Genomic DNA, 20588 nt, shown 5'->3' with positions numbered 1-20588 from the left:
GCCGCCGCACGCGCCGCGACCCCGTCAACCCCAGCACGCACCCCCAGGAAGCCCTAAGGAGCCCACCATGTCGGCACGTCCGGCGACCACCGCGGCCCATCGGCCGTCGCTGCCCAGACCGGTCACCGCCGCGGTGTCCGTCCTCGCCCTCGTCCTGGCCCTCGCGGCCGCCTTCCTCGTGCGCGCCCAGAGCGCCTTCGCCTCCACCGTCGCGGTGTCGGATGCGTCGTTCGTGTGGGGTCTGGACGCGACGGCGAGTGCGGGGGCGTATTTCGGGGGGTGCAATTTCCTGTCGGCGGGTGCGGCGGGGGATACGGGTTCGAGCGTGGTGTGGACGCAGTCGAGTCCGTCGCCGGGGTATGCGGCGCGGGTGGGGAACGTGTCGGTGGAGAAGCCGGACACGGCGGGGACGTATGGGTTGGCGTCGTGGGCGACGAGGTGTCAGGGGCCGGACGGTGGTGCGGTGTCGACGTCGACGAACACGGGTTCGCGGGTGCGGATCGTGGGGGGTTCGGGGACGGTGGATCCGTCGGCGAACACGGCGAGTGTGCAGTGGGAGGGTTCGTTCACGTCGGCGTTCTACGGGGGGATGGTGTATTGGACGGCGACGGACCCGAAGTTGACGGTTAATGCGGATGGTTCGGGTGAGGTGACGGCCACGCTGGGTGGTTATGGCGCGGATATGAATGATGCGTCGAAGTGGGCGGCGTTGCCGGCGACGGTGGTGACGTTGGCGGAGTTGTCGGGTGTGGAGGTGACGGATAGCGGGTTCACGGTGGCGCCGTCGTACCGGGGTGTGGAGGTGTCGGTTCCGGGTGGTGGTGCGGGGCAGTACCGGTCGGGTGCGGACTGGGGGTCGTGGCCGCAGTCGTTCGTGGACTTCCAGCAGCTGACGGGGGAGAGTTCGTACTGGTACAGCTCGAACCTGGCGGACGCGGACAAGGTCGCCGCACCCCTCACCGTCGGCTGGCCGGCCCTGCCGTCCGGGTCCCCGGGCGACCCCACCGGGACCCCCGCCTCCCCGGGCACGCCCACCGACGCGGGTCCGCCGACCGCGAGCGGCACACCGACGGCCGGCGGCACACCGACGGCGAGCGGTTCCCCGACCGCCCCGGCGTCGGGCGGCCCGAGCGGCACCCCGGCGGGCGGCTCCCCCTCGGCCCAGGGCTGCACGCTCTCCGACGGCGTCAAGGGCGGCAGCCTGGTCTGGGGCTTCAAGGAGAGCTTCCGGTCGTACGTCGTCTCCGGCGGCAGCGCCAACTCGATCACCGCCGGCGACGGGGCCCGCGTCCTCGACCAGGACCTCGCGGTGGCGGGCAAGGCGGCCAGCGGGACCTTCCTGTGGCCGTACGCGTCGAGTTCGTCGTACACCGGTCCGGCCGGCTTCACCGTGCAGTACGGCGGGAAGGTCGAGTTCAGCTACCCGGCGCACCTCTTCGACATCGTGATCGAGGACCCCGAGGTGGTGGTGAAGGGCACCTCCGGCACGCTCTACGCGGACGTCTCGCTGACGGTGACGGAGAACGGCAAGGCCGACACCGACGCCCGCGACCACGTGGCGCTGGCCTCGCTCGACCTGGGCGACAGCGGCCCGGCCGAGAGCGCGGACGGCATCACGCTGGTCGCCCACACCGCGATCCAGGACACCGACGCCTTCACCTTCGACGGCTCCGCCTTCTACCAGAAGGGCCAGGCGCTCGACGACGCCACCGTGCTGCTGTCCGGCTGCACCGGCACGCGGACCGGCGGCGCCTCCGCCGGCGGTGCGTCCGGCGGCTCGGCGTCCGGCGGTTCGCCCACCGGGTCCGACACCGACGGCGGCGTGATCCCGACCGTGCAGTACCGCCCGGGCGCGCTCGCCTCGACCGGCGCCGCGATCGGGCTGCCGCTGGCGGCCTCGCTGGCCGCACTCGCGGTCGGCGCCGCGCTCGTCGGGTCCGTCCGGCTACGCGTCCGTCGGCGGCGCGGCTGACCGCCGCCGCCACGGACCGGTGTGCGGCTCCCCGACAGGGGCCGCCACCGGAAGACGGTGGGGGCCGGGCCTGCCTGCCCGGCCCCCACCCCGGTGGCGCCGCCGGCGCCACCGCAGGGTTCCCTCGGAAGGAAAGAACCACAGATGTATGGAATCACCACCCGCCGCAGGCGGGACAGCGGGGAGGCCAGACCCCGCGGCGCCGTACGGCGGGCGCTGGCCGGCCTGACCGTCGCCGCCCTGGCGGCCGGCTCCGGCCTCGGACTGGCCCGGACCGCCGCGGCCGACTCCTCCGACGCCGTGGCGGTGTCGGATGCGTCGTTCGTGTGGGGTCTGGATGCTACGGCGAGTGCGGGGGCGTATTTCGGGGGGTGCAATTTCCTGTCGGCGGGTGCGGCGGGGGATACGGGTTCGAGTGTGGTGTGGACGCAGTCGAGTCCGTCGCCGGGGTATGCGGCGCGGGTGGGGAACGTGTCGGTGGAGAAGCCGGACACGGCGGGGACGTATGCGGAGCCGACGTGGGCGACGAGGTGTCAGGGGCCGGACGGGGGTGCGGTGTCGACGTCGACGAACACGGGTTCGCGGGTGCGGATCGTGGGGGGTTCGGGGACGGTGGATCCGTCGGCGAACACGGCGAGTATCCAGTGGGAGGGTTCGTTCACGTCGGCGTTCTACGGGGGGATGGTGTATTGGACGGCGACGGACCCGAAGTTGACGGTTAATGCGGATGGTTCGGGTGAGGTGACGGCCACGCTGGGTGGTTATGGCGCGGATATGAATGATGCGTCGAAGTGGGCGGCGTTGCCGGCGACGGTGGTGACGTTGGCGGAGTTGTCGGGTGCGGAGGTGACGGATAGCGGGTTCACGGTGGCGCCGTCGTACCGGGGTGTGGAGGTGTCGGTTCCGGGTGGTGGTGCGGGGCAGTACCGGTCGGGTGCGGACTGGGGGTCGTGGCCGCAGTCGTTCGTGGACTTCCAGCAGCTGACGGGGGAGAGTTCGTACTGGTACAGCTCGAACCTGGCGGACGCGGACAAGGTCGCCGCACCCCTCACCGTCGACTGGTCGACACCGGCCACCACACCGGCCCCGGACCCGCACCTGAGCGTGTCCCCGGCCACCGGCGCCAAGGACGGTGACACCCTCACCGTCTCCGGTACCGGCTACGACACCGCCACCGCGAACCCGCACGGCACCGGCAACGCGGGCGCCTACGTGGAACTGGGCTGGATCCAGGACTCCGGCTGGCAGCCGTCCCAGGGCTACCCGTCGAGCACCCGCTCCAACGTCTCGGCGGTCTGGGTGCACAGCACACCGACCGCCGGCGCCGCGAACGAGGCACAACTCGGCGACGACGGCAGCTTCCAGGTGGACCTGACCGTCGACAAGGCCGCCCTCGACGCCAAGAAGCTCGACGGCGGCACCCTTGCGGTCTTCACCGTCGGCGCGGGCGGCACCGTCAACGCCGGTGTCGAGGCGGCCGCGCCGATCACCCTCGACGACGGCGCCGCCACGGCCCCCGGCGACGACCAGGAGACCGTGACCGCCTCGCTGCCCGCCGACAGCGGGTCGTTCAGCTGGACCATCGACGCCACCGACCACGCCGTGACCCTCGGCGACGCGGCGGACAAGGGCGCCTACCTGGAGTCCACCGGTGACCTCCTGCCGGTCGTCGTCACCGACACCCGTACCGGCGGGCCCGCGTGGTCCGTCTCCGGCCAGATCGGCGACTTCACCGGCGGCCTGTCCGGCAGGTACCTGGGCTGGACGCCTGGGGTGGCCGCGGCCGGCGCCGGCGCCGTGCCCGGGGCGTCCGTCGCCCCCGGCCTGACCGCGGGCGACGGGCTGACCGCCGCCGCCACGCTCGCCTCGGCGGACGGCGGCCACGCCGCGGGCAGCGCGACGGTCGGCGCGGGTCTGGACATCCAGGTCCCGGCCGGAACGCCGGGCGGCACCTACACGGCCACGCTCACGCTCACCGCGCTGAGCTAGCGCCTGTCGCCGGTCCGGCGGATCTGCCGGACCGGCCCTGGCGCGGCCGCACCGACCGGGCCGAGCGGATATCTCGATGTCACCCCGCTCGCGGCCCCAAGGCGGTGGCCGGGACCGGTCCCGTACCGGTCCCGGCCACCGCGTCCGCGCCTCCCGCCCGGCCCGTTCGCGTTCCCCCGCTCCCTCGCGCCCGCCCGGTCCACCGGGACGGCCCGCGCGGCGCCCCACGGAACACCACGGAACACCACGGAACACCACGTAAGCCCACCGACACCGAAGGAACAGGTCCCGGCCATGCACGTCCTCCCCCTGCCCGCGCCCGGCCGGGGTGCCGCGGCGCTGGCCGTCGCCGCCCTGGCGCTCGCGGCGTCCGCGACCGGCGCGTCCCCGGCGACCGCCGCCGTCCCCGCCCCCGTCCAGGGCTCGACGACCACCGTGTCCGCGCCGGTCCGTACGGGCCCGGCGGCGGGCAACGGCGCGGCGGCGCCCGCGGTCGCGCCCGCCGCCGCGGACACCGCGGCGACCTGGAGCGTGGCGCCCGCCGACAACAGGATCGGCGTCGGCCGCCCCCACTTCACCTACACCCTGCCGCAGGGCACGCGGGTCACCGACGCGATCACGGTCGCCAACCGCGGCGACGCCCCGATCACCTTGCGGATCTACGCCAGCGACGCCTTCACCACGGCCTCCGGCGCCCTCGACCTGCTGCCGGCCGGTGAGGAGCCGACCGACGTCGGCGCCTGGACGGTGCCCCGGGCCGGCACCGTCACGCTGGCCCCGCAGCAGCAGCGCACGGTGCCCTTCACCGTCACCGTGCCCTCCGACGCGGCCCCCGGCGACCACACCGGCGGCCTCGTCACCTCGCTGGTCACGAAGGACGGCGCGGGCAAGGTCGGTCTCGACCGGCGGCTCGGCGCCCGCATCTACCTGAGGGTGCCCGGGGTCCTCACCCCGGCCCTGAAGGTCTCCGCGCTGCACACCGGCTACGACGGGACCGCGAACCCGGTCGGCTCCGGCTCCGCGCGGATCACCTACACCGTCACCAACTCGGGCAACGTCCGCGTGACCGCCGGTCAGAAGGTCCGGGTGCGGGCGCTGTTCGGCGCGCTCACCGGAACCACGGCGCTGCCCGCGCTGCCCGAACTCCTGCCGGGCGACTCGCTGACCCGCACCGCCGTCGTCCACGGCGTGCCGCCGGCCGGCCCGCTGCGCGTGACCGTCTCCCTCGATCCGAAGCCCGTGGGCGCCGACGGCGCGGCCGGGCAGCAGCCGGCGACGGCGCCCGTGGCGGCGTCCGCCTCGGACACGCTGTGGGCCTGGCCGTGGGCGGCGCTGCTCGCCGCCGCCGTGCTCGCCCTGCTGGTGTACGCGGGCGTCCTGCTGCGGCGGCGCGGTCGGCGCAAGGTGGCCGAGGCCGTGGAGAAGGCGCTGGGCGACGCCCTGAGCGGTGCCTGAACGCCGGCCCTTCGCGCCCGCCCCCGCTCACGCCGCCGGTCCGTCGTGCCCCGCTCGCGTCGGCCGTCCCCCGCCCGCACCGGCCGCCCCCGCACGCACCGCGGGACCGCCCCCTGGCGGAGGCGGTCCCGCGGGCCCGGCGGCCCTCCCGGGTCAGTCGCGGGCGAGTTCCGCGAGCAGGGCCCCGTTGAAGGCGAACGCCTGGCGGGACTCGCCGATCACGCGGTCCCGCTCGGGCCCGTCGACCGGGAGGGCGTCCAGCAGCGCGCGGTACTCCCGCTTGAAGGCCGCCGGGTTGGGGATGCCCTCGAAGACGTAGAAGCGGACCCCGTCGCCCTTGTGGTCGAACCCCCAGGTCTTCTGCGCGGTGTCGCGGACCACCTGCCCGCCGGACAGGTCGCCGAGGTAGCGGGTGTAGTGGTGCGCGACGTATCCGGCCGGCCAGGAGGCCGCCACCTCCGAGATGCGCGCGGTGTACGCGGCGGTCGCCCGCGCGGGGCGTGCCCGCTTTTGCCACCCGGGCCCGCGCAGATGCTCCAGGTCCCGCTCCAGCGACGGCACCCGCGAGAGTTCCGGGAAGAGGAAGGGGCCGGCCACGGGGTCGCCGGCGAGCGCCGCCGCGCCGTCCTCCAGCGCCCGGTACACGAACCACAGTTGCTCGGTGTAGCGCGCGTACGCCTCGATGCCGAGCCGGCCGCCGAGCATGTCGCTCATGAACGACGTGTTGTTGACCTCGGTGTGCAGGTCCTGGCTGGCGGTGCGGATGACGGTGGAGAAGGGGGTGGCGACAGGCAGCGGCGACAAGGTGGTCTCCCGGGCGTCAACAAGTGAGGTTTACCTAAGTAAGGCTTGCCTAACTCGATTAGTCAAGCTCTTGCCGACATCTCGTCGGCAAAGGCCGTACGGGAACACTTCCACCCCGAGTGGCTGTTCAATCCGGCCAGGAGGCAGGATTGCCTCCACCGTCGGCGTACCGTGTCGGTACCCGACACGGGCCCGGGGCGAGGGAAGGAGCTCGATGGCAGGCAGGAACAGGTTGTCCGGCTGGTTGCGCCGAGGCGCGGACAACGGGTCGTCCTCCTCGACCGCCCCCCGCCCCGCCCGGGCACCGCGCAACGCGCGCGGCTCCCGCACCGGTCCGCCCGGCCCCGACCCCCGGCGCGACGAGCTGACCCGGGCCGCCGCCACCGCCGGCTTCCGGCTGGCCCCCGCCGCCCACCCCGAGGGCTTCGGCTGTTCCTGCGAACGGATCGGCTGTCCCCTCCCCGGCCTGCACCCGGTCTCGCTCGCCTGGCAGACCCAGGCGTCCACCGAGCCGCAGCGCGTCGAGGACTGGCTGCGCGCCCACCCGCTGGCGAACTTCGTCACCGCGACCGGCATCGGCCACGACGTGCTCGACGTCCCCGCGGACGCCGGACGGCTCGCCCTGGAGCGGCTGACGGTGGACGCCGCGACGCTCGGGCCGGTCGCCGCACTCGGCGAGGACCGGCTGCTGTTCTTCACCGCGACCCGCGGCACGCCCGCCGACGAGGACGAGTGGTGGCCCTGCGCGCTGGACAGCCACCCCGAGACCGCCGACGAGCACCCGGGAATCCGCTGGCACTGCCGCGGCAGCTACGTGCTCCTGCCGCCCGCGCAGTTGCCCTCCGGCCACTTCGTCCAGTGGCTCGACGGCCACGGCCCCGACCTGCCGCTGCCCGACCCGCTGCCGGTGCTCGCCATCCTCACCGACGCCTGCGCCCAGTTCGGCTACGAGTTCGAGCCCGCCCCCGTCGGCTGGGGTCGCTGACCCCTCCTCGGCGTCACTCGCCCTTCGCGGAGACCAGGCCGGTCAGGTAGCTCACGAAGACCACCTTCGTGCCCGCCTTCCTCGGGGGCACCTCGACCATGGACTGGGCCACGCGGGAGAGGGTGATCGACGTCCTGGGCGTGCCGGTGGTGAGCGCCTTGGTGTCGGCGTCCAGGGTGAGCGGGTGGTCCGCGCGGAAGGTCGCGCGGGACTGGTGGCGCGAGCCGAAGAAGACGACCGCGCCACCGTCGGTGGTGCGCAGCGCGACCGGTGCGAAGTCGCCCGAGACGTCGGGCTGGTCGGCGTACTGCGTGACGGTGCTGGCGGTCCGGGCGGACTTCGCGCGGCTGTCTTTGAGGCCGGAGGTGGCCGGCCCGTCCGCGAACACCCCGGCCGCGGCGGCCCCGTTCTTCCCGTCGTCCTTGCCGCCGCCGGTGCCGCCGTCCAGGTAGGAGGCGTACTGCGCGCTCAACTGCCCCGGCTGGACCAGCAGATCGGTGCCGGCCAGCGGCACCGCCTCGGCGTGGCCGTCCTTGTCCAGCGCGAAGTCCGGCAGCGCGTCGGACGCCGCCACCCCGAGGAAGTCCGCCATCCACGGCCGGCCGGGCCCGCTGCGGCGGAACGCCAGCAGCCAGCGCGCGTCGCCGTTGCGGTTGGTCCTCGCCTCGGCCACGAAGAACTTCGGCCAGCCGCGCTGCTCGGGGACGAAGTACCTCGCGTCGGAGAACTCCAGCGCCGAGTATCCCTTGTTCCCGTCCGGGTTGTTGGCGTGCTTGGCGCGCACCCCGGCCTGGTCGATCGCGCCCAGCGGACCGGCCTCCACGGCGTCGATCGCCTGCTGGTCGTAGGACCTGGTCGCCTTGTTGTTCTGCGCGGCGAAGTCCGCCAGCACCTTGGCCGCCTCGGCGGGCCGTATCGACGGGATGAGTGCGCGCTCGCCGTGCACGGTCACGCAGCCGGCCAGCGGCACGGTCAGCGCGATGGCGGCGGCCCCGAGGCACAACCTGCGGCGGATCATGGCGCGTCGGCTCTCCTTCGTACCCGGTGGGATCGCCGCAAACCCTACCGGGCGCCGCCCGTCACGGGAGCGTGAGGACCTCGGCGCCGTCGGCCGTCACGACCAGCGTGTGCTCGAACTGGGCGGTCCGCCGGCGGTCCTTGGTGACGACCGTCCAGCCGTCCTCCCACACGTCGTACGTGTGCGTGCCCAGCGTCAGCATCGGCTCGATGGTGAAGGTCATCCCGGGCTGCATCACCGTGGTCGCGCGCGGGTCGTCGTAGTGCGGGATGATCAGGCCGGAGTGGAAGGCGGTGTGGATGCCGTGGCCGGTGAAGTCGCGCACCACGCCGTAGCCGAAGCGCTTGGCGTACGACTCGATCACCCGGCCGATCACGTTGATCCGCCGGCCCGGGCGGACCGCCTTGATCGCGCGGCTGAGCGCCTCCTCGGTCCGCTCCACCAGCAGCCGCGACTCCTCGTCCACCTCGCCCACGAGGTAGGTCGCGTTGCAGTCGCCGTGCACGCCGTGGATGAACGCCGTGACGTCCAGGTTGACGATGTCGCCGTCCCGCAGCACCGTCGAGTCCGGGATGCCGTGGCAGATCACCTCGTTGACGGACGTGCACAGCGACTTGGGGAAGCCGCGGTAGCCGAGGTCCGACGGGTAGGCCCGGTGGTCGACCATGTAGGTGTGGGCGATCCGGTCCAGCTCGTCCGTGGTCACCCCCGGCGCCACCGCCTTGGCGGCCGCCTCCATCGCCTGCGCGGCGATCCGCGAGGCGATCCGCATCCGCTCGACGGTCTCCTCGTCCTGCACCTCGGGGCCGGTGTACGGGGAGGGGCCCGGCTTGCCGACGTACTCGGGGCGCGGGATCGATGCGGGCACCTGGCGGGTGGGGGAGAGGGTGCCGGGCACGAGCGGCGACTGACCAGACATGCGAGGAGTGTATCCGCGGGAGACCGGGCACGATCAGGAGGTCCGGGCCGGGTCGGAGCGGCACGGCAACCGGCACGTGGACAGGCACGGACCAGGCACAGAAGCGGGCGCGGCGGCCTCGGCGGCGCCGGCGCCCGGTCCGGCCGCGAGCGAGGGAGAGCGACATGGCGTTCCACAAGGCGAACAAGCCCGCGGGCAAGCCAGGTGAGTGGTTCTACTGCCTCAAGCACCAGCGGGTGGAGGAGGGGCCGGACTGCCCCGCGAAGAACCGCTTCGGGCCCTACGCCACGCGCTCCGAGGCCGAGCATGCGATGGAGCGGGTGGCCGAGCGCAACGACGACTGGGACGCCCGGGACTGACCGGCACCGGCCCCGGGCCCCCTCCGGCGGGTTCCGCCGGGCTCGCCCCCGGGCCCGACCGGCGGCCCGACCTGCCGGTCCCGCGGCGCACGTGCGGGAAAACACGTTGCCCGGACCGCCGGCGCCGGGCAGATTCCCATGGGTGAAACTGAAGCGTCTCCTGCCCGACCTCGCGCCCTGGCGCAGTTCCCGCGACTTCCGCCTGATGTGGTCCTCGGGGGTGGTGACGGTCTTCGGCAGCTTCCTGACCATGGTCGCGCTGCCCGTGCAGATCAAGGACCTCACCGGCTCGGCGGTCGCGGTCGGCGCCGTGGGCGCGGTGGAGCTGGTGCCGCTGATCGTCTTCGGCCTCTACGGCGGCGCGCTGGCCGACGCCGTGGACCGCAAGACGCTGATCCTCGCCGCCGAGGCGGCCCAGGGACTGCTGGTGCTCGGCCTGCTGCTCAACACCGTGACCCCGCACCCCGCGGTCTGGCCGCTGTACGCCGGCGCGGCCCTGTCCAGCGCGCTCACCGGCCTGCAACGGCCCGCGCTGGACGCGATCGTCCCGCGCATCGTGGCCCGCGACCAGCTCGCGGCGGCCGCGTCCCTGAACGCCCTGCGCTGGCAGATCGGCGCGATCGCCGGCCCCTCCGCCGCCGGCGTGGTGATCGCCTACGCGGGTGTCGGCTGGTCCTACGGCATCGACGCGGCGACCTTCGCGGTCTCCGTGCTGCTCTGCCTCGGCCTGCGCCGCTCGCCGGCCGCCCACGACGCCCGGCCGCCGTCGCTGCGCGGCATCGCCGAGGGCGCCCGCTACGCCTGGAGCCGCAAGGAACTGCTGGGCACCTACCTGATCGACATGGCCGCGATGTTCTTCGCCTACCCGGCGGCGATCTTCCCCTTCCTCGCGGACGACCTGCACGCCCGCTGGTCGCTCGGCCTGATGTACGCCGCCGGGTCGGTCGGCTCGCTGCTGGTCAGCCTCACCAGCGGCTGGTCCTCGCGGGTGCGCCGGCACGGCCGGATGGTGGTCGCGGCGGCCGCGGGCTGGGGGCTGGCGATGGCCTGCGCGGGCTGGTCGGGGCGGATCTGGGTGGTGCTGGCCTTCCTCGCGGCGGCCGGCGCCTGCGACATGATCAGCGGCATCGGCCGCTCCACCATGTGGAACGAGACCATCCCGGACACCCTGCGCGGCCGGCTGGCCGGGATCGAGCTGCTGTCGTACTCCACCGGGCCGCAGCTCGGCCAGGTCCGCTCCGGCGGGGTCGCCGCGCTCAGCACCGCGCGGACCTCGGTCTGGTCCGGCGGGGTGGCCTGCGTCGCCTCGGTGGGCCTGCTGGCGCTGTTCCTGCCCGCCCTGATGGCCTACGACTCGCGCGACGCGGCCCCGGTGGAGCCCGCGGCCGGCGCCGACGAGCCGGCCATGGCGTAGGGCCCGGTCCGGCGGATCGCGCCGGGGCCCGGCACGGAACGGCGCGGTCGACGGGCGGCGCGCTGGCGGGGGCGTGCGGGCGGGGGCGTGCGGCGCGCTCCCGGGCCGCCCGGGAGCGGGGCGCGGGGCGGTCGGTGGGAGGATGGGCCCATGACCGCTGACGACGTGAAGAAGCCCGCCGCGAAGGACCCCTGGGCGCTGCCGGACGTGTCCGCCCTGACCGTGGGGGTGCTGGGCGGGACCGGGGACCAGGGCCGGGGCCTGGCCTACCGCCTGGCGCGGGCCGGTCAGTCCGTGGTGATCGGCTCGCGGGACGCCGCCCGCGCGCAGGCGGCCGCGGACGGGCTGGCCGCGGGCGAGCGGGGCGTCACCGGCGTGCAGGGCGCGGAGAACGCGGAGTGCGCCCGCCGCAGCGACATCGTGATCGTCGCCGTCCCCTGGGAGGGTCACGCGAAGACCCTCGAAGCGCTGCGCGAACCGCTCGCCGGCAAGCTCGTGGTCGACTGCGTCAACCCGCTCGGCTTCGACAAGCAGGGCGCCTACGCGCTCGTCCCCGACGAGGGGAGCGCCGCCCAGCAGGCCGCCGCGCTGCTGCCGGACTCCCGGGTCACCGCCGCCTTCCACCACCTGTCCGCGGTGCTCCTCCAGGACCCCGCGGTCGAGACGATCGACACCGACGTGATGGTGCTCGGCGACTCCCGCGCGGACACCGACCTGGTGCAGGCGCTCGCCGGCCGCATCCCCGGCATGCGCGGCGTCTTCGCCGGCCGGCTGCGCAACGCCCACCAGGTCGAGTCCCTGGTGGCCAACCTGATCTCCGTCAACCGCCGCTACAAGGCCCACGCCGGCCTGCGCGTCACCGACGTGTGACCGGGTCGACCGGTCCCGCCGACGGTGTGAGCAGGACCGGCACCGTCGGCAGGACCGGCCCACCCGACACCGCTGGTTGCCTGTCCGACACCGCCGGCCTACCCCACACCGCCGGGAGGACCGGCACCCCCCGACCGAGCCCGCCGACACCGGCCGCACCGCACAGGAGCCCGACCACCATGCCCCGCCTCGCCCTCTACTCCCTGATCGTGTGCCTGCTGGCCGTGGCGGCAGCGGTGGTCTCCTTCGTCCACGGCCAGTGGATCGGGGTGATCTGGGTGCTGCTCGCGGGGGTGACCAGCAACATGTGCTGGTACTACCACCGCCGCGCCAAGCTGGCGGCCGCCGCGGGCCGGCAGCGCGCCGCCGGGTGACCCCGCGCGTAGCCCGCCCGGCTCACCTCTTCCAGAACTGGAAGAGGTAGTAGCCGTAGGACGCCATCCAGTCCGGCACGCCGAACCAGGTCATCACCCGGTACATCGCGTCGAAGAACCTCACGTTCACCGAGTGGATGTAGAGCACCCCGAAGACGGCGAGCATCCCGAACGGCGCGAACGGCTGCACCTGGCGGCGTACCTCGTACGACAGCCACGGCTCGATCACGCCGTACCCGTCCAGGCCGGGGACCGGCAGGAAGTTCATGATCGCCGCGGTCACCTGGAGCAGCGCGAGGAACCCGAGGGCGGCCCGGAAGTCCTGCGGCCAGGAGTCGGCCAGGCCCAGGGTGAAGGGCAGCATCAGCAGCACCGCGAAGGCCACGTTGACCAGCGGGCCCGCCGCGGAGACCAGGCTGTGCCGCAGCCGACCGCGGATGCGGGCGCGCTCGATGAGCACCGCGCCGCCGGGCAGGCCGATGCCGCCGAGGATGACGAAGATCACCGGCAGCAGGATCGACAGCGCCGCGTTCGCGTACTTCAGCGGGTTGAGGGTCAGGTAGCCCTTGGCCTCGACGCTGCTGTCGCCGCTGTGCAGGGCGGTGCGGGCGTGCGCGTACTCGTGCAGGCACAGGGAGAACAGCCAGCCGGACAGCACGAACAGGAACACCGCGAAGCCGGAGTCGGACGCGTAGTGCGACCACACGGCCCAGCCGGAGACCACCATCACCGCGGTGATGCCGAGGAACACCGGGCTGATCCGGCGGTTCTCGCCTCGCCTGGTCATACGCAGCGGGGTGACGGTCATCTACGGGCTCCTCGCGGGGCGGCGGTGCTGTGCGGGCGGTGCGGCGTGGTGCGGGTGCTGTGGCGGTGCGGGTGGCGCGGTGCTGTGAGGTGCGGTGTGCGGTGCTGTGAGGTGCGGTGCCGCCCGATCATGCCATCCCGGGCGGCCCCGGACACGTGCCACGTCCGCAGAACGGTCGGCGGCGGACCCCGGTTCCTAAAGGCGCCGGGACCCCGGGCCGCGCACTTCGTGACACCGGCCGGGCCGACTCCGCAAGAATGGGGCCGTGCGATACACGATCCTCGGCCCGACCCAGGCCCTGCGGGACGACGGCGACCCCGTCGCCCTCGCGGGCGGGCGCCTGCGCGCGCTGCTCACCGCGCTGGCGCTGCGGCCCGGCCGGGTGGTCGGCGCGGACGCGCTGATCGACGAGGTGTGGGACGGGGAGCCGCCCGCCGGGGCGGTCGGGGCGCTCCAGGCCCTGGTCGGCCGGCTGCGGCGGGTGCTGGGCCACGAGGCGGTCGCCTCCGTCGGCGGCGGCTACCGGCTCCAGGCCGCTCGCGACGACGTGGACCTGTACCGCTTCGAGCGGCTCGCCGAGGAGGGCGCCCGGGCCCTGGCCGACGGCGACCCGGTGAAGGCGGCCGGACTGCTCGGCGACGCGCTCGCCCTGTGGCGCGGCCCGGCGCTGGCGGACCTGCCCGACCGCGGCACCGCCGCCGTACGCAGCGAGGCCCTGCGGCTGGACACCCGGCGGCAGCGGCTCACCGCCGAACTCGCGCTCGGCCGGGCCGGGCAGGTGCTGCCGGAACTCGCCGAGCTGGCCGCCGCGCACCCGCTGGACGAGCCGCTGCGCGCCCTGCACATCCGCGCCCTGCGCGCGGCCGGCCGGACCGCGGAGGCGCTCACCGCCTACGAGGCGGTCCGCCGCGACCTCGCCGACCGGCTCGGCGCCGACCCCGGCGACGAGCTGCGCCGCCTGCACGCGGAACTGCTGCGACCGGCGCAGCCCGCGCCCTCCGCCTCCCCGCCCGCCTCCGGGACCTCCTCCGCCGCGGCCCCGTCCGGCGCGGGGCCCGCGCCCGTTCCCGAAGCCGCCGCCGTACGGGGCCCCGCCGGCCCGTACCCGGACCGGACCGCGGAGGTGCCGCAGGGCTGGACGTACGACCGCACCCGCGCCGGCGCCGCGCCCGCCGCCGACCCGCAGCACGCCGCCGCCGGGGCCGGCGGCCTGCCGCCGAAGGCCGGGCTCGGCAACGCCCGGGCCCGGCTGACCAGCTTCGTCGGCCGGGAGCGCGACCTCGCGGCGGTGCGGCAGGACCTCGCGCAGGGCCGGCTGGTGACGATCACCGGGCCGGGCGGCACCGGCAAGACCCGGCTCTCGCAGGAAGCCGGGGACCTGGTCTCCGGCCGCTGGGCGGACGGCGTCTGGTACGCCGAACTGGCCCCGGTCAGCGACCCGCGCACCCTGCCGGAGGCGGTGATCAGCTCGCTCGGCCTGCGCGAGACGCTGCTGCACCACGGCAGCGCCGCCGGCGCCGCGCTCGCGGCGGAGGCCGGCCCGCGCGACGCGGCCCGGCAGCTCATCGACTACTGCACCGGCCGCGAACTGCTGATCGTGCTGGACAACTGCGAGCACGTCGTCGACGCGGCCGCCACCCTCGCGGAGTCGCTGCTCGCGTCCTGCCCGCGCCTGTCGGTCCTGGCCACCAGCCGCGAACCGCTGGGTGTGCCGGGCGAGTTGGTGCGGCCACTGGACCCGCTGCCGGACCCGACCGCGCTGCGCCTGCTCGCCGACCGCGGCGCCGCGGCCCGCCCGGGCTTCTCCGTCGAGGACGACCCGGTGGCGTGCGCGGAGCTGTGCCGGCGGCTGGACGGCCTGCCGCTGGCGATCGAGCTGGCCGCGGCCCGGTTGCGGAGCCTCTCGCCGCGCCAGCTCGCCGACCGGCTCGACGACCGCTTCCGGCTGCTGACCGGCGGCAGCCGTACCCTGCTGCCGCGCCAGCAGACGCTGCGCGCCGTCGTCGACTGGTCCTGGGACCTGCTCGACCCGGCCGAGCGGGTCCTGCTGCGCCGGCTCGCCGTCTTCCGCGGCGGCTGGACGCTCGACGCCGTCGAGGCGGTCTGCGCGGACCCGGACCCCGCGACTTCCGCGGCGGCCGGCCCCGCCCACCCGGTGACCGCGCACGCCGGCCCCGCCCCCTCGGTGACCGCGCACGCCGCTCCCGCCCACCCCGGCCCCGCCGACCGGGAGGCGGCCGCGGCACCCGACGACCGGATAGCGCCGCCGGACGCGGCCGCCCTGCTCGCCTCCCTCGTCGACAAGTCCCTGGTCCTGGCCGACCAGGGCGACGACGGCACCCGCTACCGGATGCTGGAGACCATCTCCGAGTACGCCGGCGAGCGGCTCGACGCGTCCGGCGAGCGCGCCCGGATCGAGCGCCACCACGTCGTCTACTTCCGCGAGTACGTCCGCGCCGCCGACCCGAAGCTGCGCGAGCGCGGCCAACTGGTCTGGTTCGACCGGCTGGAGCGCGAGCACGACAACCTGCGGGCGGCGCTGCGCCGGGCGGTGGACGGCGGCGACGAGCAGGAGGCCCTGCTGCTCGTGATCGGCTGCGCCTGGTTCTGGGAGGTGCGCAACTACGTCTCGGAGCGCACCCACTGGCCGGCGGCGGTCGCCGCGCTCGGCCCCGACCCGTTCACCGAGCCGCCGGCCCTGGTGCCGGTCGAGCGCGGCACCCTGGACGACCCGCCGCCGCTGGAGGGCGAGCGGCTGATCGAGGCCCGTCGGCAGGTCCACGTGATCGAGATGTCCGCCCGTGACGACGAGCACGACTGGTGGTCCGACGAGCGCACCGTACGGGTCGGCCTGGCCCTGATCGACACCTACCCGCCGCACCTGCCGCAGTCCGCGCGGCAACCCGGCATCGCCCGCGCCTTCGGGGCGTTCTTCTCCGGCGACTTCGACCGGGTGCACGAGTTGCTGGACGAGACCGTCGCGTGCTGCCGCCGCTTCGGCCGCACCTGGGAGCTGGCCTACGTCCTGCAACTGCGGGCGAAGGTGAACAACGACATCAGCGAGCGGCTCGACGCCTCGCTGGCCGACATCGGCGAGAGCCGGCGGCTGTTCGAGCAGATCGGCGACGAGTGGGGGACCGCCGAGACGCTGTCGGGGGAGGCCGAGGCCGCGGGCAACATGGGCGACTGGCACCGGGCTGTGCTCTGCTGCCGCGAGGGCATCGCGCTGGCCCGCAAGGTGGGCGCCCACCAGCACGTGCCGGTGCTGGCGGTGCGGCTCGGCGAGGCGCTGACGAGCACCGGCGACCCGGTCGAGGGCGAGCGGGTGATGCGCGAGGGCATCACGGACGCCGAGCGGTTCGGCTCGGCCAGCTACGGCGCCGCCTTCTACGGCAGGGTGCAGCTCGCGGGCCTGCTCTCCCGCACCGGGCGGCTGCCCGAGGCGCTGGAACTGATCGAGAGGACCGTGGAGGAGAGCAAGGAGCACGACTCCCCGGTGCCCGGCTTCGTCAGCGGGATGCTCGGCGGCATGAAGGGCTACCTGCTGGGCCGGTCCGGTGACCCGGCCGGCGGCCTCACCCGGCTCGCCGAGGGCGTCGGCGAGATGAACGGCCACCCGCTGGCCCGGGTGATCGCCCCCCGGGTGGCGATCGTGATGGCGCCCGGTGTCGCCGAACTGCTGGTGCTGCTCGCCGAGGCCGAGCCCGGGGTGAAGCCGGAACGGCTGGAGCGGGCGGCCGTGCTGCTGTCGGCGCACGACCGGCTGCGGCCGGTGGCGGTCCCGCCGCTGGAGGCCCGGGACATCGAGCGGACCCGGGACCGGCTGCGCGCGCTGCTCGGCGAGGACGGCTACGCCGCCGCGTACGCCGGAGGCGACGGCCTCGGTGTCGGCGAGACCGTCGCCCTGATGCGCGACGTGGACTGACGGCTCCGGCTCCGGGCACCCGCGCGGTGCCGGCGGGAGGGCGGGGACAGCCGCTCAGGTCTTCTTCCGGAACCGCGCGACCGCCAGCGGCGCGGTCACCACGGTGATGCCGACGGCCCACCCGAGCGTCATCCACACCGAGTGCGCCACCGCGCCGCCGTTGATGAGCGCCCGTGAGGCGTCCGCGAGGTTGGAGAGCGGGTTGACCTTGGTGAAGTTGTGCAGCCAGCCGGGCATCGTGGTCGGGCTGGCGAAGATCGAACTGCCGAACTGCAACGGCATCAGCACCAGCATGCCCACCCCCTGGACCGCCTGGGCCGTCTTCATGGTCAGGCCCAGCAGGATGAAGATCCACATCAGCGAGGCACCGAAGACGACGGACAGCACGATCGCCGCCGCCAGGTGCAGCACGTTCGTCTCGATGGACATGCCGAGCGCGAAGCCCATGCCCAGCAGGATCGCGATGGCGATCAGCAGCCGGCCGACCTCGACCACGATCTTCGCGATCAGCACGGTGGACCGGGCGATCGGCATGGTGCGGAACCGGTCCATGACCCCCTTCCGGAAGTCGTCGTTGATGCCGCTGCCGACCGCCATGGACAGGTTCATCCCCATCATGGCCATCAGGCCGGGCACCACGTAGTTCACGTACTCGTGCTGGTGCCCCTTGCCGGAGATCGCGCCGCCGAAGACGTACACGAACAGCAGCGTGAAGATCACCGGCATCAGCACCGCGTCGAACATCGACTCGGGGTCCTGCTTGATCTGGAGCATGTTGCGGCGCGCGAGCGCGCCGATGTGCCGCAGGTTGGCCCGCAGGCCGATCCTGCCCTCGTCCGAGGCGACCCGCGTCGGGGCGGGCGCCGTCGCCGTCACGGCGCTCATACCGAGACCTCCACGTTCTTCTTCGGGTGCGGTGCGCCGTCCGCGGCGCCTTCGGGGTCCGCCGGGTCCCGCTCGTCCGGGTCCGCCGACGACTTCTGGCCGGTGATGGCGAGGAACACCTCGTCCAGGCTGGGCAGATGGGTGTCGATGTGCGCGATGCCGTAGCCGCGCGCGCCCAGCAGGCCGACCACGGCGGTGAGCTGGTCGTCGCTGAGGATCGGCACGCTGACCAGGCCGTCCTCGTCGGTACGGGCGCCGGCCACGCCGTCGAGCCCGGCCTCGACGATCGCCGCGGCCATCCCGGCGGCCGCGTCGGGCCGGCTCGGCCGTATCCGCAGGGTCCGGCCGCCGACCTTCGCCTTCAGCTCGGCCACCCTGCCGCCGGCGATGATCCGGCCGCGGTCGATGACCGTCAGCTCGTTCGCGAGCTGCTCGGCCTCCTCCATGTACTGGGTGGTGAGCAGCACCGTCGCGCCGTCGGCGACCATCCGCTGCACCTCGTCCCACACCTCGTTGCGGGTGCGCGGGTCCAGGCCCGTGGTCGGCTCGTCCAGGTAGAGCACCGCCGGGCGGCCGATCATGCTGGCCGCCAGGTCCAGGCGGCGGCGCATCCCGCCGGAGTACTGCATCGCCGGCCGCCTGGCGGCCTCCGTGAGCGAGAAGCGCTCCAGCAGCTCGTCGGCGCGGGCCCTGGCGTCCTTGCGGGGCAGGTCGAGCAGCCGCCCGATCATGTACAGGTTCTCCCGGCCGGAGAGCTTCTCGTCGACCGAGGCGTACTGCCCGGTCAGCCCGATCACCCGGCGAAGCTGCCGGGGCTGCTTGAGCACGTCGTAGCCCGCCACCCGCGCGGTGCCGGCGTCCGGCTGCACCAGGGTGGACAGCACCCGCACCAGCGTGGTCTTGCCGGCCCCGTTCGGGCCGAGGACGCCGAGCACCGTGCCCTGGCGCACTTCCAGATCCACCCCGTCGAGCGCCTTGGTCGGTCCGTAGTGCTTGACCAGACCGCGCACCTCGACGGCGGCGGTCCCACCGTTGTCTGTCCGTCGCGTCGTCATGGCCACCACGATGCACCGGTCCACCGACACGGCGCCGATATCCCACCGACAGCGATATGTCGGTGCGGTATCGGCGGCGAACCTCCCAGGCCGGCGCGGTGACGGCGGCGCGGGGCGGGCGACCGGCGGAGGCGGCCGCGGTGCGGCCGGCCGGCGCGGGTGCGCGGTGGTCAGCCGGCGGCGCCGCGCGGGCGGTCCGTGGGCTGCGCGCCGGACTGCGGGATGCTCAGCAGCAGGGTGCCGTCGGAGGCCCGCACCTCGAACCGGCTGATCGACGCCGGGTGCATCCCGGTGGCGCCGCTGACGCTCAGCGGCTTGGGGTGCCGGCCCGTGCCGTAGCCGGACCGCGGCACCGCCCAGGTCGCGACGGTCTCCCGGGAGTCGTCGCGGCCCACGGCGTCCAGGTGGCAGTGGTCCGGGCCGTACACCCCGGTCAGCCGCAGGTTCACGGCGGTGCCCCACGCCTTGTCGGTCAGCGCCACCACCGCGGACACCCCGGTCGCCGGGTTCCTCGCCGTGTCGCGCGCGCCGGGCCGGGCGTCGGCGGTCGAGGAGCCGCCGCCGTCGCCGTGGGTGGCCACGACCGCGATCGTGGGACCGCCGACGACCAGCACCGCGGCCACCGCGACCGCCGTCAGCCGGCGCCTGCGGCGCGCCCGCCGCTCGTCGGCGACCCGCCGCAGCAGCCGGTCGAGCAGCGCGTCACCGGGCGGCTCGGGCAGGCCGACACCGTCCTCGCGCAGCTCGGCGAGGACCGGCACCACCCCGCTCAGCTCGTCCAGTTCCCGCCCGCAGGCGTCGCACCCGGCGAGGTGCTCCTCGAACGCGGACATCTCCGCGTCGTCGAGTGCCCCGAGCAGGTAGGCGCCCACGTCCGCATGGGGCGGCATGGGGGTCACGAGGTGGTCACCCCTCTCTCCTCCAGTGCGTTCCGCGCGGCGCGCAGCGCGTAGAAGACCCGCGACCGCACGGTCCCGGGCGGCAGCCCCAGCTCCTCGGCGGCCTCGTTGACGGTCCGGCCCCTGAAGTACGTCTCGACGAGTGCCTCGCGGTGGGCGGCGGACAGGTCCTGGAGGGCGTCCGAGATCGTCATCAGGCGCAGCGAGCGCTCCAACTCGTCGCGCGCGGGCAACTGGTCGAGGACGGCGGGCGAGGTCTCCGGCGGGCGGGACAGGCGGCTGCGGTGGCCGTCGATCACGATCCGCCGGGCCACGGTGACCAGCCAGGGCCGCAGGGACCTGGCCGCCGGGTCCAGCCGCGAGGCGTTCTTCCAGGCCCGCAGCAGCGTCTCCTGCACCACGTCCTCGGCGAGGTGGCGGTCGCCCGCGACGAGCTTGAGCACGTAGGCGAACAGGGCGCCCGCGTGCTCGTGGTACAGCGCCCGCATGAGGTCTTCCTCCGGCACCGGGCCGTCGGTCCCGGGCGCGGGCCCGGACCGGGCCGCGCGGTCGAGGCCGGGCGGCCGCGCCGCGCCCGCCTGTTCCGGGATCTCCGGAGGGGGTCCGTCCACGGGCGCATCCTGCCGCACCGGCGGCTCCCGGTCGAGTTCGCGTATCGCGGATCGAGACATCAGCGGGGCACCCCTGACGGCGGCGGGTCGCCGCGGCCGCGGCGCTCACCCCTCCTGTACGCAGCCGCGGCCGGAACGTCTCAGGTCACGCGCGGAAAAGGCCGGAGAACGCGCGGGAGGGGCGGGCCCGGCGTGCCGGACCCGCCCCTCCTGTGACATCGCACTCACCGGCCGCACCGGCCGCAC

17 protein-coding genes are annotated in these 20588 nt (G+C 74.7%); 9 read left to right on the top strand and 8 right to left on the bottom strand.

Annotation, left to right across the window (positions count from 1 at the left end):
• Window positions 1-67 precede the first annotated feature (67 nt).
• The 3 genes from RVR_RS09220 (at window position 68) to RVR_RS09210 (ending at window position 5416) form a co-directional block, all read left to right on the top strand.
• Window positions 68-1972 (top strand): HtaA domain-containing protein, encoded by a 1905-nt coding sequence (locus tag RVR_RS09220; protein ID WP_202233380.1) that lies wholly within the window; start codon window positions 68-70, stop codon window positions 1970-1972.
• 144 nt (window positions 1973-2116) lie between these two features.
• A complete protein-coding gene (locus RVR_RS09215) occupies window positions 2117-3961 on the top strand; it encodes a hypothetical protein (RefSeq protein ID WP_202233379.1) in 1845 nt (614 codons plus the stop codon).
• Between the two features lie 294 nt (window positions 3962-4255).
• Window positions 4256-5416, top strand: a complete 1161-nt coding sequence (locus RVR_RS09210) for a WxL protein peptidoglycan domain-containing protein (protein ID WP_202233378.1) — start codon at window positions 4256-4258, stop codon at window positions 5414-5416.
• A 153-nt stretch (window positions 5417-5569) separates the two neighbouring features.
• Here RVR_RS09210 and RVR_RS09205 read toward each other — a convergent pair whose 3' ends face one another.
• Window positions 5570-6220 (bottom strand): biliverdin-producing heme oxygenase, encoded by a 651-nt coding sequence (locus tag RVR_RS09205; RefSeq protein ID WP_202233377.1) that lies wholly within the window; start codon window positions 6218-6220, stop codon window positions 5570-5572.
• Window positions 6221-6434: 214 nt separating this feature from the next.
• On the opposite strand from RVR_RS09205, the gene RVR_RS09200 reads away from it, so the two are divergent.
• The gene (locus RVR_RS09200; RefSeq protein ID WP_202233376.1) at window positions 6435-7205 is read left to right on the top strand and encodes a bifunctional DNA primase/polymerase; all 771 of its coding nucleotides are present in this window, start codon (window positions 6435-6437) and stop codon (window positions 7203-7205) included.
• A 13-nt stretch (window positions 7206-7218) separates the two neighbouring features.
• Here RVR_RS09200 and RVR_RS09195 read toward each other — a convergent pair whose 3' ends face one another.
• Window positions 7219-8223, bottom strand: coding sequence for an SCO2278 family lipoprotein (locus tag RVR_RS09195; RefSeq protein WP_202233375.1), 1005 nt, complete (start codon window positions 8221-8223; stop codon window positions 7219-7221).
• A 61-nt stretch (window positions 8224-8284) separates the two neighbouring features.
• Entirely contained in the window at window positions 8285-9142 is an 858-nt protein-coding gene (map, locus tag RVR_RS09190; protein WP_202233374.1) for a type I methionyl aminopeptidase, read from the bottom strand.
• A gap of 164 nt (window positions 9143-9306) precedes the next feature.
• Between map and RVR_RS09185 the strand changes: the two genes are divergently transcribed.
• The 4 genes from RVR_RS09185 to RVR_RS09170 all read left to right on the top strand — a co-directional run bounded on the left by RVR_RS09185 (window position 9307) and on the right by RVR_RS09170 (window position 12159).
• The gene (locus RVR_RS09185; protein WP_202233373.1) at window positions 9307-9501 is read left to right on the top strand and encodes a hypothetical protein; all 195 of its coding nucleotides are present in this window, start codon (window positions 9307-9309) and stop codon (window positions 9499-9501) included.
• A gap of 148 nt (window positions 9502-9649) precedes the next feature.
• Window positions 9650-10915 carry an MFS transporter gene (locus RVR_RS09180; RefSeq protein ID WP_272933142.1) on the top strand — a complete coding sequence of 422 codons (1266 nt, stop codon included), beginning with the start codon at window positions 9650-9652 and terminating at the stop codon, window positions 10913-10915.
• Window positions 10916-11065: 150 nt separating this feature from the next.
• Window positions 11066-11785: an NADPH-dependent F420 reductase gene (gene npdG, locus RVR_RS09175; RefSeq protein ID WP_202233371.1), complete on the top strand. Its 720-nt coding sequence runs from the start codon at window positions 11066-11068 to the stop codon at window positions 11783-11785.
• Between the two features lie 179 nt (window positions 11786-11964).
• Window positions 11965-12159: a hypothetical protein gene (locus RVR_RS09170; RefSeq protein ID WP_202233370.1), complete on the top strand. Its 195-nt coding sequence runs from the start codon at window positions 11965-11967 to the stop codon at window positions 12157-12159.
• Between the two features lie 22 nt (window positions 12160-12181).
• Here RVR_RS09170 and RVR_RS09165 read toward each other — a convergent pair whose 3' ends face one another.
• Entirely contained in the window at window positions 12182-12967 is a 786-nt protein-coding gene (locus RVR_RS09165) for a site-2 protease family protein (protein ID WP_237404654.1), read from the bottom strand.
• A 265-nt stretch (window positions 12968-13232) separates the two neighbouring features.
• Here RVR_RS09165 and RVR_RS09160 point away from each other — a divergent pair, with 265 nt between their 5' ends.
• Complete coding sequence (locus RVR_RS09160) at window positions 13233-16892, top strand: AfsR/SARP family transcriptional regulator (RefSeq protein ID WP_202233369.1); 3660 nt, start codon at window positions 13233-13235, stop codon at window positions 16890-16892.
• Window positions 16893-16946: 54 nt separating this feature from the next.
• Here RVR_RS09160 and RVR_RS09155 read toward each other — a convergent pair whose 3' ends face one another.
• The 4 genes from RVR_RS09155 to RVR_RS09140 all read right to left on the bottom strand — a co-directional run bounded on the left by RVR_RS09155 (window position 16947) and on the right by RVR_RS09140 (window position 20342).
• Entirely contained in the window at window positions 16947-17777 is an 831-nt protein-coding gene (locus tag RVR_RS09155; protein ID WP_202233368.1) for an ABC transporter permease, read from the bottom strand.
• A complete protein-coding gene (locus tag RVR_RS09150) occupies window positions 17774-18832 on the bottom strand; it encodes an ATP-binding cassette domain-containing protein (RefSeq protein ID WP_202233367.1) in 1059 nt (352 codons plus the stop codon). Before RVR_RS09150 ends, RVR_RS09155 begins: the two co-directional genes overlap by 4 nt.
• Window positions 18833-19002: 170 nt before the next feature.
• Window positions 19003-19722 carry an anti-sigma factor family protein gene (locus tag RVR_RS09145; RefSeq protein ID WP_202233366.1) on the bottom strand — a complete coding sequence of 240 codons (720 nt, stop codon included), beginning with the start codon at window positions 19720-19722 and terminating at the stop codon, window positions 19003-19005.
• 5 nt (window positions 19723-19727) lie between these two features.
• Window positions 19728-20342: a sigma-70 family RNA polymerase sigma factor gene (locus tag RVR_RS09140; protein ID WP_430393114.1), complete on the bottom strand. Its 615-nt coding sequence runs from the start codon at window positions 20340-20342 to the stop codon at window positions 19728-19730.
• Window positions 20343-20588: the final 246 nt, after the last annotated feature.

This window comes from Streptomyces sp. SN-593, assembly GCF_016756395.1.
In the GTDB taxonomy this organism is placed as follows: domain Bacteria; phylum Actinomycetota; class Actinomycetes; order Streptomycetales; family Streptomycetaceae; genus Actinacidiphila; species Actinacidiphila reveromycinica.
Note: the sequence above shows the minus strand (reverse complement) of the source record. Positions and strands in the feature narration are given on the sequence as shown.

Excerpts from the sequence above, each read along its gene's own strand:
- RVR_RS09220 (WP_202233380.1), top strand. The coding sequence starts at position 68 with ATGTCGGCACGTCCGGCGACCACCGCGGCCCATCGGCCGTCGCTGCCC.
- RVR_RS09215 (WP_202233379.1), top strand. The coding sequence starts at position 2,117 with ATGTATGGAATCACCACCCGCCGCAGGCGGGACAGCGGGGAGGCCAGA.
- RVR_RS09210 (WP_202233378.1), top strand. The coding sequence starts at position 4,256 with ATGCACGTCCTCCCCCTGCCCGCGCCCGGCCGGGGTGCCGCGGCGCTG.
- RVR_RS09200 (WP_202233376.1), top strand. The coding sequence starts at position 6,435 with ATGGCAGGCAGGAACAGGTTGTCCGGCTGGTTGCGCCGAGGCGCGGAC.
- RVR_RS09195 (WP_202233375.1), bottom strand. The coding sequence starts at position 8,223 with ATGATCCGCCGCAGGTTGTGCCTCGGGGCCGCCGCCATCGCGCTGACC.
- map (WP_202233374.1), bottom strand. The coding sequence starts at position 9,142 with ATGTCTGGTCAGTCGCCGCTCGTGCCCGGCACCCTCTCCCCCACCCGC.
- RVR_RS09185 (WP_202233373.1), top strand. The coding sequence starts at position 9,307 with ATGGCGTTCCACAAGGCGAACAAGCCCGCGGGCAAGCCAGGTGAGTGG.
- npdG (WP_202233371.1), top strand. The coding sequence starts at position 11,066 with ATGACCGCTGACGACGTGAAGAAGCCCGCCGCGAAGGACCCCTGGGCG.
- RVR_RS09170 (WP_202233370.1), top strand. The coding sequence starts at position 11,965 with ATGCCCCGCCTCGCCCTCTACTCCCTGATCGTGTGCCTGCTGGCCGTG.
- RVR_RS09165 (WP_237404654.1), bottom strand. The coding sequence starts at position 12,967 with ATGACCGTCACCCCGCTGCGTATGACCAGGCGAGGCGAGAACCGCCGG.
- RVR_RS09155 (WP_202233368.1), bottom strand. The coding sequence starts at position 17,777 with ATGAGCGCCGTGACGGCGACGGCGCCCGCCCCGACGCGGGTCGCCTCG.
- RVR_RS09150 (WP_202233367.1), bottom strand. The coding sequence starts at position 18,832 with ATGACGACGCGACGGACAGACAACGGTGGGACCGCCGCCGTCGAGGTG.
- RVR_RS09145 (WP_202233366.1), bottom strand. The coding sequence starts at position 19,722 with ATGCCGCCCCATGCGGACGTGGGCGCCTACCTGCTCGGGGCACTCGAC.